Origin of the sequence: Nevskia sp., assembly GCF_051860985.1 — a bacterium.
Taxonomy (GTDB): domain Bacteria; phylum Pseudomonadota; class Gammaproteobacteria; order Nevskiales; family Nevskiaceae; genus Nevskia.
Genome location: NZ_JBIMKV010000007.1, coordinates 44,992 through 57,821 on the forward strand (window position 1 = coordinate 44,992; position 12,830 = coordinate 57,821).

General features: G+C 65.0%; 10 protein-coding genes. 7 read left to right on the forward strand and 3 right to left on the reverse strand.

Annotated elements, in window-relative coordinates:
- Positions 1 to 81: 81 nt before the first annotated feature.
- The 6 genes from ACTIGJ_RS08725 to ahpF all read left to right on the forward strand — a co-directional run bounded on the left by ACTIGJ_RS08725 (position 82) and on the right by ahpF (position 10,640).
- Entirely contained in the window at positions 82 to 3,531 is a 3,450-nt protein-coding gene (locus ACTIGJ_RS08725) for a methylmalonyl-CoA mutase family protein (protein WP_439639914.1), read from the forward strand.
- Positions 3,532 to 4,319: 788 nt separating this feature from the next.
- Entirely contained in the window at positions 4,320 to 5,204 is an 885-nt protein-coding gene (locus ACTIGJ_RS08730; protein WP_439640047.1) for a M24 family metallopeptidase, read from the forward strand.
- A 3-nt stretch (positions 5,205 to 5,207) separates the two neighbouring features.
- Positions 5,208 to 6,989 (forward strand): SDR family oxidoreductase, encoded by a 1,782-nt coding sequence (locus tag ACTIGJ_RS08735; protein WP_439639915.1) that lies wholly within the window; start codon positions 5,208 to 5,210, stop codon positions 6,987 to 6,989.
- A gap of 32 nt (positions 6,990 to 7,021) precedes the next feature.
- Positions 7,022 to 7,996 carry a metal-dependent hydrolase gene (locus tag ACTIGJ_RS08740; protein WP_439639916.1) on the forward strand — a complete coding sequence of 325 codons (975 nt, stop codon included), beginning with the start codon at positions 7,022 to 7,024 and terminating at the stop codon, positions 7,994 to 7,996.
- A gap of 340 nt (positions 7,997 to 8,336) precedes the next feature.
- Complete coding sequence (gene ahpC / locus ACTIGJ_RS08745; RefSeq protein ID WP_439639917.1) at positions 8,337 to 8,900, forward strand: alkyl hydroperoxide reductase subunit C; 564 nt, start codon at positions 8,337 to 8,339, stop codon at positions 8,898 to 8,900.
- A 162-nt stretch (positions 8,901 to 9,062) separates the two neighbouring features.
- Positions 9,063 to 10,640, forward strand: a complete 1,578-nt coding sequence (gene ahpF / locus ACTIGJ_RS08750; protein ID WP_439639918.1) for an alkyl hydroperoxide reductase subunit F — start codon at positions 9,063 to 9,065, stop codon at positions 10,638 to 10,640.
- Positions 10,641 to 10,752: 112 nt separating this feature from the next.
- Here ahpF and ACTIGJ_RS08755 read toward each other — a convergent pair whose 3' ends face one another.
- Positions 10,753 to 11,052, reverse strand: a complete 300-nt coding sequence (locus tag ACTIGJ_RS08755; protein ID WP_439639919.1) for a hypothetical protein — start codon at positions 11,050 to 11,052, stop codon at positions 10,753 to 10,755.
- On the opposite strand from ACTIGJ_RS08755, the gene ACTIGJ_RS08760 reads away from it, so the two are divergent.
- Entirely contained in the window at positions 11,036 to 11,806 is a 771-nt protein-coding gene (locus tag ACTIGJ_RS08760) for a hypothetical protein (protein ID WP_439639920.1), read from the forward strand. The two genes, ACTIGJ_RS08755 and ACTIGJ_RS08760, sit on opposite strands and share 17 nt — an antisense overlap.
- Positions 11,807 to 11,880: 74 nt before the next feature.
- On the opposite strand, the gene ACTIGJ_RS08765 is transcribed toward ACTIGJ_RS08760, so the two are convergent.
- Both ACTIGJ_RS08765 and ACTIGJ_RS08770 read right to left on the reverse strand, forming a co-directional pair.
- Positions 11,881 to 12,300 (reverse strand): DUF6691 family protein, encoded by a 420-nt coding sequence (locus tag ACTIGJ_RS08765; protein ID WP_439639921.1) that lies wholly within the window; start codon positions 12,298 to 12,300, stop codon positions 11,881 to 11,883.
- A complete protein-coding gene (locus ACTIGJ_RS08770) occupies positions 12,297 to 12,743 on the reverse strand; it encodes a YeeE/YedE family protein (protein WP_439639922.1) in 447 nt (148 codons plus the stop codon). The genes ACTIGJ_RS08765 and ACTIGJ_RS08770 overlap by 4 nt, the downstream gene beginning before the upstream one ends.
- Between the last annotated feature and the right edge of the window lie 87 nt (positions 12,744 to 12,830).

A 12,830-nucleotide genomic window follows, 5' to 3' on the forward strand; every position in this document is an offset into this window, starting at 1 on the left:
GCATGATGTTCGACCCGCCCCCGGTTCGTTCCGGGGCGGGGTCCGCCTGTTATCCAGTTTCGATTACCGAAGACCTTCGCCATGCCTGACTCCCCTTCGCTGAAGCCGCTGGACGCCGACCTGTCCCAGACCCGCAATCCGCTGCGCTTTGTCACGGCGGCGAGCCTGTTCGACGGTCACGACGCCGCCATCAACGTGATGCGGAGGCTGATCCAGGCCCAGGGCGCCGAGGTCATCCACCTTGGCCACAACCGTTCGGTCGAGGACGTGGTTCGCGCCGCGCTGCAGGAAGATGCCGACGGCATCGCCCTGTCGAGCTATCAGGGCGGCCACAACGAATTCTTCAAGTACATGGTCGACATGCTGGCCGAGCGCGGCGCCAGCCACATCCGCGTGTTCGGCGGTGGCGGCGGCACGATCACGCCGGAAGAGATCGCCGTGCTGCACGAGCAGGGCGTGGAGCGCATCTACCACCCGAACGACGGCAGCAAGCTCGGCCTGGTCGGCATGATCGAGGACCTGATCAAGCGCGCCGAGACGCACCGCAAGGGCAGCATCAAGCCCGGTGCGGCATCGATCGACGACGAAATCACCGTCGGCCGCTGGCTGTCGGCGCTGGAAGACGATCTGTTCAGCGAGGCCGAATTGACCCAGCTGCGCGCCGAATGGAAGGTGGCCGGCGCCAAGACCCCGGTGATCGGCTTCACCGGCACCGGCGGCGCCGGCAAGTCGTCGGCGGTCGATGAACTGCTGCTGCGCTTCCTGCAGGCGTTCCCGACGATGCGCATCGCCGTGCTGGCCGTCGACCCGACGCGTCGCCGCTCCGGTGGCGCGCTGCTCGGCGACCGCATCCGCATGAATTCCCTGCGCAATCCGCGCGCCTTCATGCGTTCGATGGCCACCCGCCGCCAGCACGCCTCGACCAACACGGTGCTGAAGGACTGCATCGCCTTCCTGAAGAGCCTGACCTACGACCTGGTCATCGTTGAAACCGCCGGCATCGGCCAGAGCGATTCGGAAATCGTCGACCTCGTCGACTTCCCGATCTACGTGATGACCAGCGACTACGGCGCGGCCAGCCAGCTCGAGAAGATCGACATGATCGATTACGCCGAGCTGGTCATCCTCAACAAGTTCGACCGTCGCGGTGCCGAGGACGCGCTCCGCGATGTGCGCAAGCAGTGGAAGCGCAACCGCGTGCGCTTCGACCTGAAAGATGAAGACGTGCCGGTCTACCCGACGATCGCCAGCCAGTTCAACGATCCGGGCGTCACCTGGATGTTCACCAACCTGTGCCGCCTGCTGCGCGACAAGCTCGGCCTGCCGGCCGACCGCTGGACGCCGGCGCTCGACACCAGCGTCAAGGAGCCGCGCGCCACGGTGCTGATCCCCGGTCAGCGCACGCGTTATCTCGCCGAAATCGCCGAGAACGGTCGTGGCCTCAATCGCGAGGTCGAGCAGCAGCATGACATCGCCGATCGCGCCCAGTCGCTGTGGGATGCGCTGAAGGAACTCGACGATCCGAAGCTGCCGAAGCCGCTGGATGTCTACGCCGGCGAAGATCTCGGCGCTGGCGGCGACAAGAGCCTGCTGGTGCTGCGCAGCCGGTACAACGAAGCGATCAAGGGCCTGAAGTCGGAGTCGATCGCGCTGCTGCGCGAATGGCCGGAACGGCTCAAAGGCGTGACCGATTCGCAGTACGTCTACCACGTGCGTGGCAAGCCGGTGGCTGGCGAGAACTACACCGAATCCCTGAGCCACTCGAAGATCCCGAAGGTCGCCGCGCCGAAGTTCCAGGGCTGGGGCGAACTGCTGCGCTTCCTGCTGAAAGAGAACCTGCCGGGCGGCTATCCGTACACGGCCGGCCTGTATCCGTACCGCCGCGTCGGCGAGGACCCGATCCGCATGTTCGCCGGCGAAGGCACGCCGGAGCGCACCAATCGCCGCTTCCACTACCTGAGCCAGCCGGGCATGCCGACGCGCCTGTCGACGGCTTTCGACTCGGTGACCCTGTACGGCGAAGATCCGGAAACGCGCCCGGACATCTACGGCAAGATCGGCAACTCCGGCGTCAACATCGCCACGCTCGATGACATGAAGAAGCTCTACTCGGGCTTCGATCTGTGCCTGCCGAGCACCTCGGTATCGATGACCATCAATGGTCCGGCGCCGATGATCCTCGCGATGTTCATGAACACCGCGATCGACCAGCAGGTCGAGAAGTACCTGAAAGCCGATGCCGCGCGCTGGGCGGAAGCCGAGAAGAAGATCGCCGCGCTGTTCAAGGACCAGCCGCGTCCGGTCTATTCCGGCGAGCTGCCGGCCAGCAACAACGGGCTGGGCCTGGCGCTGCTCGGCGTCACCGGCGATCAGCTGGTCGATGCCGAGACCTACGACAAGATCAAGCGCGAGACGATGGCGATTGTCCGCGGCACTGTGCAGGCCGACATCCTGAAAGAGGATCAGGCGCAGAACACCTGCATCTTCTCGACCGAATTCGCGCTGCGAATGATGGGCGACATCCAGCAGTCGTTCGTCGAGCGCGGCGTGCGCAACTTCTACTCGGTGTCGATCTCCGGGTATCACATCGCCGAAGCCGGCGCGAATCCGATCAGCCAGCTTGCTTTCACGCTGGCCAACGGTTTCACCTTCGTCGAGTACTACCTGGCGCGTGGCATGAAGATCGACGACTTCGCGCCGAACCTGTCGTTCTTCTTCAGCAACGGCATGGACCCGGAGTACTCGGTGATCGGCCGCGTGGCGCGCCGCATCTGGGCGCGGGCGATGCGCGAGCGCTATCAGGCCAACGAACGCAGCCAGATGTTGAAGTACCACATCCAGACGTCGGGCCGGTCGCTGCACGCGCAGGAAATCCAGTTCAACGACATCCGCACTACGCTGCAGGCGCTGTACGCGCTGTTCGACAACTGCAACAGCCTGCACACCAACGCCTACGACGAGGCGATCACCACGCCGACGGAAGAGAGCGTGCGCCGCGCGGTCGCGATCCAGCTGATCATCAACCGCGAGCTGGGCCTGAACTACTGCGAAAACCCCTGGCAGGGCAGCTTCATCATCGACCAGCTGACCGATCTCGTCGAAGAAGCGGTTTACAAGGAGTTCGAGTCGATCAGCGAACGCGGCGGCGTGCTGGGCGCGATGGACACCATGTACCAGCGCGGCAAGATCCAGGAAGAGTCGCTGTACTACGAGCACAAGAAGTACGACGGCAGCCTGCCGCTGATCGGCGTCAACACCTTCCTGCCGAAGGACCACGGCGGCGAGATCGCGACGACCATCGAACTGATCCGTTCGACCGAGGACGAGAAAGGGCAGCAGATCGACAACGTTGCGTCGTTCCGTGCCGCGCGCAACAAGCTGAAGGCCGACAGCCTCCAGGTGCTGCAGCAGACCGCGCGCGATCGCCGCAACATCTTCGAGGCGCTGCTCGAAGCGGTGAAGTACAACTCGCTCGGCCAGATCAGCCACGCGCTGTACGACGTCGGCGGCGAGTACCGGCGCAACATGTAAAGGCCAGCTGGCCGGATCTCCCGTCCGGCCAGTCGGCCGCGCGGGCAGTTGCCGGCGAGCGTTGTTCGGCGAGTGGCAAAGGAAAGCCCCGGATCGGCTGCCGATCCGGGGCTTTTCAGTAGTCGGCAAGGCGGTAGTGCCAGCGCCGGCCGGGATTGTCCCGTGAAGCGCCTTTGAACCCCTTTTACCCCACCGTTTGTCCCAATGTTTTTGACGCCGACGTCAAATATTTTGTGCGATTGCGACAAACTATTGATTCAATTGAAAATCTCAAATCGGCGTTTTCTTGACGAACCGTCGCAACGTACTTATACTGCACCGCAACAACAGTCACTCACCACAACGCGAACAAGAATTCGAACGCGTTGTGGATGTCTCCTCCAGAAAGGCTTCGGCCTTTCTCGCACCTTGCCCCCTGCAACAGGGGGTTTTTTTTTGGGCGTCGACTTTGTGTTTGTTGTTTCGACGTGGGCGGAGTCTGCCGGAATCGTTCTATCGTTACAAGCCTTTGGGCGGGGCCGGCGACCGGCGCATCAACCCCCCGAGGCACGGCGCGGATCGAATAGTGATCGGGCGTTCATGTCGGTCGGCCAAGGTGAATCATTCAAGCCGATACGCGTCGTTCCGGCGTTGCCGCCGAACGCAAACAATATGTATCTGACCCCGATTTCCTTGAGGCTGTGGCGGGGGGGGGTACGCGGCGGGCTGATTGGCGGCGCTGGCGCTGCGCTTTGATGTCAAAGTAACATTGATCAATGGCAATGTCAGATGAGGAGGGCGCCATGACAATGACAACGACGCGACACGCCGCACCCAGCCAGCAGGATCTCGACGGCTTTCGCGCCATCCAGCGCCTCGCCTATCGCTGCGCCGAAACCATCGGGGCCGAGCTGGTGCCGGGCATGACCGAGCGGCAGGCGGCAGCGCGCATGAAGACCTGGCTGCTCGATCACGGCGTCGACGACTGGTTCCATCAGCCGTTCGCCTGGTTCGGCGATCGCACGGCGTTCCGCGGCGCCGTCGGCTTCAAGCAGCTGGGCGGCTTCAATCCGGCGTTCTATCCAGGCTTGCGCCGACTCGAGGAAGGCATGCCCTACATTCTCGACTGCGCGCCGTCGATGAACGGCTATACCGCCGATATCGGCTATTGCGGCGTGATCGGCGAGAACCGCGTGCTTGACCGGCTGATGGACGACTTGCGCGAGTACCGCGAACTGATCGTCAGCCTGGTCCGCCAGCGCAAGCATCTGTCGGAAGTCAGCCAGGCGGTCGATCGTCTGTGTCAGCGCCACGGCTACGATCCTCGCCACAAGGCGTACCCGTTCGAGGTGCTGGCGCATCGGGTCGAGAAGCTCGCCGACGATGGCGCCAAGTCGCACCTCAGCCTGTTCAACTTTGGCGTCCGCAACATCAGCGAACTGCTGAAAGGCGTGGCCGATGGCCGTCGCGAAGGCCATTCGCCGCTGTGGTCGAGCAACGCGAAGTCCGATCATCCGCCGACGCCGGGCCTGTGGGCGGTGGAGCCGCATCTGGGCTTCCGCGATGTCGGCGCCAAGTGGGAAGAGCTGCTGGTGGTCACCGAGGACGATGCCTTCTGGCTCGATGACGATGTGCCGCATGTACGCCGCTGGCGCGAGCGGGGCCTGCTGGACAACGTGAAAAGGGCGGCCTGAACCATGGCGCTCGAGCCGGTGCAGATTGTCCGATCAGGCGACGTCGAACTCGCCGTCTACAGCTGGGGCACGCCGCCCGCCGCGCCGGGCGCCAAGCCGGTGGTGGTGCTGGTGCACGGCTATCCGGATGCCGCCAGCATCTGGTCCACCGTGGCCGAAGGGCTGGCCGAGCGCTATCACGTCATCGCCTATGACGTGCGCGGTGCCGGCCGCTCGTCGGTGCCTGATCACACCCAGGCCTACGACCTCGACCACCTAGTCGCCGATCTCGCGGCCGTCGTCGACGCCACCAGCCCGGCCCAGCCGGTGCATCTGATCTGCCACGACTGGGGCTCGATCCAGAGCTGGGAAGCGGTGACCACCGAGCGCATGGCGGGGCGGATCGCCTCGTATACGACGATCTCCGGCCCCAGTCTCGATCACGCGGCCTACTGGATCATGCAGCGGCTGAAAAGCGGCGCGCCGGACCAGATGGCCCAGGTCGCGCGGCAGATCGCCCATTCCTGGTATGTCGGCATGTTCCACCTGCCGGCCGTCGCGCCGACGCTGTGGAAAGCCGGCCTCGACAAGCTGTGGCCGGGCCTGCTGGAAAAGCTCGACGGCGTGCGTGTCGACGCCAGCGACAGCCAGCGCAAGGATGGCGCCAACGGCGTCAACCTGTATCGCGCCAATTTCGCCAGGCGCCTGCTCAAGCCCGGCGAGCGACGCACCAAGGTGCCGGTGCAGCTGATCGTGCCGCGCAAGGACAAGTTCATGGTCGCCGAGATCTGGGACGACCTGCCGCAATGGGTGCCGAACCTGTGGCGGCGCGAAGCCGATGCCGGCCACTGGATTCAGGCCAGCCATCCGCAGCTGGTGATCGACTGGGCGTCCGAGTTCATCGACCACGTCGAAGGTGCTGCAGAGACGCCGGCGCTCGCCCGGGCTCGCGTACATGCGCGTGAGTCGCGCAGCGGCCGGATTTCGGATCGCCAGCGTGGCCGGCTGGTCGTGGTCACCGGCGCCGGTTCCGGCTTCGGCCGCGAGACCGCGCTGCTGTTCGCCGAACACGGCGCGGATGTCATCTGCGTCGACCTGAACCTTGAAGCGGCGGCGCGGACGGTGGAACTGGTGCGCCTGCTCGGCGCCCAGGCCTGGGCGCGCAAGGTCGATGTCGGCAATGTCGAACAGATGACCGCGCTTGCTGACTGGGTCGAAGCCGATTTCGGCGCGCCGGACATCGTCGTCAACAACGCCGGCATCGGGGTCGCCGGCTCGTTCTTCGATACTTCCGATGCAGACTGGGAAAAGGTGCTGCGGGTCAACCTCTGGGGCGTGATCCACGGCTCCAAGCTGTTCGGCCAGCAAATGATCAAGGCCGGCCGAACGGGCCATATCGTCAATGTCGCGTCGATGGGCGGCTTCACGCCGTCGAAGTTCATGTCGGCCTACAACACCAGCAAGGCGGCAGTGATGATGCTCAGCGACTGCCTGCGCGCCGAACTCGCCGACAAGGGCATCCACGTGGCGACCATCTGTCCGGGCCTGTCGATCACCAACATCACGCAGAGCACGCGTTTCGTCGGCCTCGATGCCCGAGCCGAAGCCGAGAAGCAGGCGCGGGCGACCAGGCTCTACCAGCGACGCAACCTGACGCCGGACAAGATCGCCAAGGCCATCCTCGATGCCGTCGAGAACCGGCGCGACGAAGTGCCGGTGGGTGCTGAAGCGCAAGGCGCTCGCCTCATCTCCCGGCTGTTCCCGAAGCTGTCGCGCGGCCTCGCTCGGTTCGATCTGCTGCCCTGATTCCCTTTCACCATCGCCCACGGAGCATTCCCATGGCCGTCACTCCCATCACCGCGCTGCTCGGCAAAGTCACCTCCGGCAAGCCCGCCAGGGCTTCCAAGACCCGTGGCCGGCTGATTCCGCGCAAGGTCAAGTTCGACTGGTCGGACACCCCGGTCGACTGGATTCCGGGCCATCCGTTCGCCAGCCATTTCATCAACGAGATCAACCTGCTGCTGCCGGCCGGTGAGTTCTGGTTCTGTCGCCTGTACAACCAGGCGCTGCCGATGGTCACCGACGACAAGCTTCGAGACGACGTGCAGATGTTCATTCGCCAGGAGGCGATGCATGCCCGCGCCCACGGCGGTGCCGTGGCCGACTATCTGAACAAGCGCGGCATCGAGACTGAATCGAACACCCGGCAGGAAGACTGGCTGTTCGAGAACCTGCTCGGCGACAAGCTGGCCGGCCGCGAACTGAAAAGTGACTGGGCCAAGAAGCAGTGGCTGGTGTTCCGTCTCGGCATCATCGCCGCCGTCGAGCACATGACCTGCGTGCTTGGCCAGTACGCGCTCGACAACAAGAACTGGGATGCCGTCGGCGCCGACCCGGTGCTGCTCGACCTGCTGCGCTGGCACGGGGCCGAAGAAGTCGAGCATCGCTGCGTCGCTTTCGACCTTTACCGCCATCTGGGCGGCACCTATCCGTCGCGCTACTACCTGAGCCTGATCGCGATGCCGGTGATCTTCGGCCTGTGGGCCCACGGTGCTGCGCACCTGATGAAGCAGGACCCGCGCTTTGCCGCCAAGCGTCCGAGCGTCTTCCGGCCGTGGGTGTGGCTGGAATGGCAGCGGCAGTCGAAGACCGGGATGCTGCCGTCGCTGCCGGCCCTGCTGGTTCGCCAGCTGCCGTTCTTCAGCCCCTGGTACGACCCGGCGAAGGAAGGCTCGACCGAGGAAGCGCTGGCCTATCTCGAAGGCTCGCCGGCGGCCGCCGCCGCGATGATGGCGGACCGCAGCGCGGCCTGAGCGCAGCGTGCTGCATCGACAACGGCCGCGCGAGCGGCCGTTGTCGTTTCCGGCCTCGGCCGACCGGACGACCGTGACGATGCAGCTGCCTGTGTCCGGCACCGGAATTCGGCGATGATTCGGCCCCGGAGCGATCCATCGCGCGACGATCCGGGGCGGCGGCAATTGAAATCGTGGACGGCCGCCGCCATGCACCGTACGGCGTTCGAGGCGGTTGTCCGCCACCGGTCCATAGGTTTCATCAATGGCCCGGATTCCGATAAATGATTTCAATCCCGCGGGTCGTGTAAGTAGTATCTCGCTATCAAATCAACCCACCCCACACACCAAGGACACGTTCATGTCGCTGATCAACACTGCGGTCAAGCCGTTCAAGGCGCAGGCTTTCCACAATGGCAAGTTCATCGAAGTCACCGACGCCTCGCTGAAGGGCAAGTGGTCGGTCCTGATCTTCATGCCGGCCGCCTTCACCTTCAACTGCCCGACCGAAGTTGAGGACGCCGCCAACAGCTACGCCGAGTTCCAGAAGGCGAACGCCGAGGTCTACATCGTCACCACCGACACCCACTTCTCGCACAAGGTCTGGCACGAGACCTCGCCGGCGGTCGGCAAGGCCCAGTTCCCGCTGGTCGGTGACCCGACCCATGCGCTGACCCGCGCCTTCGACGTGCATATCGACGAGGAAGGCCTGGCACTGCGTGGCACCTTCGTGATCAACCCGGAAGGCGTGATCAAGACCGTCGAGATCCACTCGAACGAGATCGCCCGTGACGTGTCGGAAACACTGCGCAAGCTGAAGGCCGCGCAGTTCACCGCCGCCAACCCGGGCCAGGTTTGCCCGGCGAAGTGGAAGGAAGGCGCGAAGACCATCGCGCCGTCGCTGGATCTGGTCGGCAAGATCTAAGCGATCCTGCTTCGGGCCGGCTTCGCTGCTGGCCCGATTCCGCAACACCCGCGCCCTGCCGTTGCCCGCACCTTCACCGGGGTGGCGGCAGGGCGTTTTGCATCCCGCAGTTCCCGAATTCAGTAACGATGTCGGCTGTCGTGGTTTCGAACGGAGAATCTCATGCTTGACCAGGACCTGAAGGAAACATTGAAGGGCTACCTCGAGCGCCTGACCCGCCCGCTCGAGATCGTGGCCAATACCGATGGCTCGGACGCCTCGAAGGAAATGATGGCGCTGCTGGCCGACATCACCGATGTCTGCAGCCGCATCACCGTGCGCGAAACCTCGGACGCCGCCTTGCGCGCGCCGTCGTTCGCGATCGGCAGCCCAGGCCACGACATCCGCTTGCGTTTCGCCGGCATTCCGCTCGGCCATGAGTTCACCTCGCTGGTGCTGGCGCTGCTGCAGGCCGGCGGCTACCCGCCGAAAGTCAGCGACGACGTCATCGCCGCGATCAAGGCGCTGCCGGGGCCGCTGAAGTTCGAAAGCTATTTCTCGCTGTCCTGCCAGAACTGCCCGGATGTCGTGCAGGCGCTGAACCTGATGGCGGTGCTGAACCCGAACATCGAGCACACCGCGATCGAAGGCAGCGCCTTCCAGAGCGAGGTCGAGTCGCGCCAGGTGATGTCGGTGCCGAGCATTTATCTGAACGGCGAACCGTTCGCGGCCGGCCGCATGGGTGTCGACGAGATTCTCGCCAAGCTCGACACCGGCGCGGCCGCTCGCGAAGCCGAGAAGCTCAAGGACAAGGCGCCGTACGACGTGCTGATCGTCGGCGGCGGCCCGGCCGGCGCAGCAGCGGCGATCTACGCCGCCCGCAAGGGCATCCGCACTGGTCTGGTTGCCGAGCGCTTCGGTGGCCAGGTGGCGGACACCATGGGCATCGAGAACCTGATCTCGGTGCCGGAAACCGAAGGCCCGAAGCTGGTCGCGGCGATGGAAAATCACGTCGGCCACTACGATGTCGACGTGATGAAGCTGCAGCGCGCCGACGGCATTTCCAGCGATGGCGAACTGGTCAGCATCGCGCTGGCGTCCGGTGCCACGCTCAAGTCCAAGACCGTGATCGTCGCCACCGGCGCGCGCTGGCGGCAGATGAACGTGCCGGGCGAGGACCAGTACCGCAACAAGGGCGTGGCCTACTGCCCGCACTGCGACGGCCCGCTGTTCAAGGGCAAGCGCGTCGCGGTAATTGGTGGTGGCAACTCGGGCGTGGAAGCGGCGATCGACCTCGCCGGCATCGTGTCGCAGGTGACGCTGATCGAGTTCGACAGCCAGCTGCGCGCTGACGCCGTGCTGCAGCGCAAGCTGAACAGCCTGCCGAACGTGCGGGTGATCACCTCGGCGCAGACCACCGAAGTGACCGGTGACGGCGCCAAGGTCAACGGTCTGGTCTACAAGGATCGCGGCACCGGCGAGCTGCACACGATCGCGCTGGAAGGCATCTTCGTGCAGATCGGCCTGCTGCCGAACAGCGACTTCCTGAAGGGTGCGGTCGACCTGAGCCCGCGTGGCGAAGTGGTCGTCGATGCTCGCGGCGCCACCTCGATGCCGGGCGTGTTCGCCGCCGGCGACGTCACCACCACGCCGTACAAGCAGATCATCATCGCGATGGGCGAAGGCTCCAAGGCCGCGCTCAGCGCCTTCGATCACCTGATCCGCATGACCGCGCCGGATGCCGCCCGCAAGGCTGCCTGATTGTCGTTGCAGATGAAAAAAACGGCCTTCGGGCCGTTTTTTTTGGTTTGCCGCCGCCGCAGCCGCCAAGCCTCTTTTCTCGGTGGGCGGTCTGTTGACCATGGCAAAAAATTCACAGATCAGGTCTGAGGCGGCTTTTTCTTCTTCTGACGGGCGATTCATGAAAATTTCCCGGAAAATAGTCGGGTCGATAACAGATCGCGCCATGATTATCGGGAGCAGCGGTGCCGACGAATCGTTCAGGAAACAAGGGTTTCTGTCGGTCGCCACAGAACGGCGGGGCCGGGACTGGCCGGATGAGCAAAGGGACATTTCTAAATGACGAGCCGCCGATCCGGCTGGTCGCGGGCAACATCAGTGCTGATGAATCGCCCTTCAAGATCAGGAGTTTCACAATGATGCGAATTTTCAAGATCACGACCCAGGTCATCGGCGCCGGCGCAGTCGCCCTGGCGCTGGGTGGCTGTGACAACCTCAATGGCGATGTTGTCGGCGGCGAACCGGAGTCAGCCACTGGCCTGCTCAACGATGGCGGCGCCCCGACCGTCGTCACCGACAGCGGCAACGCGGTACCCGGCAACTTCATCTGCTCGCACAGCGTTTCGGCCACCGAGCCGGACATGGTCGTCGGCAGCAATGGCCTGGTCGGCGGCGTGCTGACCAACCTGCTCGGCTCGCTCGGGCTCGATGTGGTGGCCAATCTGCTCAACAGCGTCTCGACGCCGGAAGCGGCTGCCGACGGCAATCTCGATACCGCCGCTGGCGTCACCTTGACCGCCGGCCTCCTCGGCGGCGTGCTGACCTCGGTCGACCTCACCGCCGTGGTTCGCGATGGCGGCACGGTGCCGTCCGGCTACTACGCGATCGCCGGCCTGAGCTTCCCGGGCGGCGTCGCCAACCTGTCGCTGTTCAACTCCATCACCGTGCAGACCTCGCTGCTCGGCCTCACGCAGGAAGTAGCGACCTTGAACCAGTCGGCGATCTCGCTGCTGGGCATCAACGGCAGCACTGTTCCGTCGGCCTGGATCGGCCTGAAGGCCACGCGGCCGTACGACAAGGTGACGGTGTCGCTGGTGCCGGGCCTGCTTTCGGTCAACGTCGGCAACGCCGTGCGCATCCACGAGTTCTGCTACGACGGCCGCTTCGTGATTCCGAAGGCCAGCTGATCGGCGGCGCTCCGGCGCCACCAGGGCGGCCCGGTGCCTCAGGCACCGCGCCGCCTTTTTTGTGGCCGCGCGGGCTAGCCGGTGATGGCCGCTGTCCGGTCACGCAGCCACATGCCGGCCACCATCGTGACGACGAACAGCAGCACTTCCGGCGAACCGGCGGCCAGGTTGGCAATCGCCGGGCCCGGGCACAGGCCGGCGATACCCCAGCCGATCCCGAACAGCGCCGCGCCGGCCAGCAGTTGCGGATCCAGATCGCGCTTGGTCGGCAGCTGGAAGCGTTCCGCCAGCAGCGGCCTGCCGGCGCGTCGCACCCAGGCGAACACCGGGAAGGTCACCAGCAGTGCCGATCCCATGACGAAGGCCAGCGACGGGTCCCAGCGACCGCTGACGTCGAGAAAGCCGACGACCTTGGCTGGATTGGTCATGCCGCCGAGAGCAAGACCGGCCCCGAACAGCAGGCCGGCCAGCAGGGCGATGAGGGCGATCTTCATGCGGCAGCTCCGGACAGGTGACGGATCACGAACACGGTGGCGACGCCGAAGGCCATGAAGGTGAGGGTGGCGACGATCGACCGCGGCGACAGCCGGGCGATGCCGCAGACGCCGTGGCCGGAGGTGCAGCCGGAGCCCATGCGGGTGCCATAACCGACGATCAGCCCGGCCGCCGCCATGCCCAGCCAGCCGGTCTGCAGCTGCGCCGGCGGCAGCGACGTGACCACCGTCGTCAACAGCAGCGCACCCAGCACCATGCCGCCGAGGAACAGACTGCGCCAGCGGCGCTCGCTGGGCGCGGGGTCCAGCAGCAGGCCTCCGAGCGTGCCGCTGACGCCGGCAATGCGGCCGTTGAAGATGATCATCAGCGCGGCGGCAAGGCCGATCAGCAAGCCGCCGCCAGCGGCGCGCAGCCAGCTGTCGGTATCCATCAGTACGGTCATGGCAACGAATCTCCCCGGTCGAATCGCGGGCTGACAGCGCTGCCACCGCCCGCTACAGTGGTTGAAAATGAGGGATGGAGTATACGG

Bases quoted from the DNA above. Each gene is read 5' to 3' on its own strand.
- ACTIGJ_RS08725 (WP_439639914.1), top strand. From the start codon at position 82: ATGCCTGACTCCCCTTCGCTGAAGCCGCTGGACGCCGACCTGTCCCAG.
- ACTIGJ_RS08730 (WP_439640047.1), top strand. From the start codon at position 4,320: ATGACAACGACGCGACACGCCGCACCCAGCCAGCAGGATCTCGACGGC.
- ACTIGJ_RS08735 (WP_439639915.1), top strand. From the start codon at position 5,208: ATGGCGCTCGAGCCGGTGCAGATTGTCCGATCAGGCGACGTCGAACTC.
- ACTIGJ_RS08740 (WP_439639916.1), top strand. From the start codon at position 7,022: ATGGCCGTCACTCCCATCACCGCGCTGCTCGGCAAAGTCACCTCCGGC.
- ahpC (WP_439639917.1), top strand. From the start codon at position 8,337: ATGTCGCTGATCAACACTGCGGTCAAGCCGTTCAAGGCGCAGGCTTTC.
- ahpF (WP_439639918.1), top strand. From the start codon at position 9,063: ATGCTTGACCAGGACCTGAAGGAAACATTGAAGGGCTACCTCGAGCGC.
- ACTIGJ_RS08760 (WP_439639920.1), top strand. From the start codon at position 11,036: ATGATGCGAATTTTCAAGATCACGACCCAGGTCATCGGCGCCGGCGCA.
- ACTIGJ_RS08765 (WP_439639921.1), bottom strand. From the start codon at position 12,300: ATGAAGATCGCCCTCATCGCCCTGCTGGCCGGCCTGCTGTTCGGGGCC.
- ACTIGJ_RS08770 (WP_439639922.1), bottom strand. From the start codon at position 12,743: ATGACCGTACTGATGGATACCGACAGCTGGCTGCGCGCCGCTGGCGGC.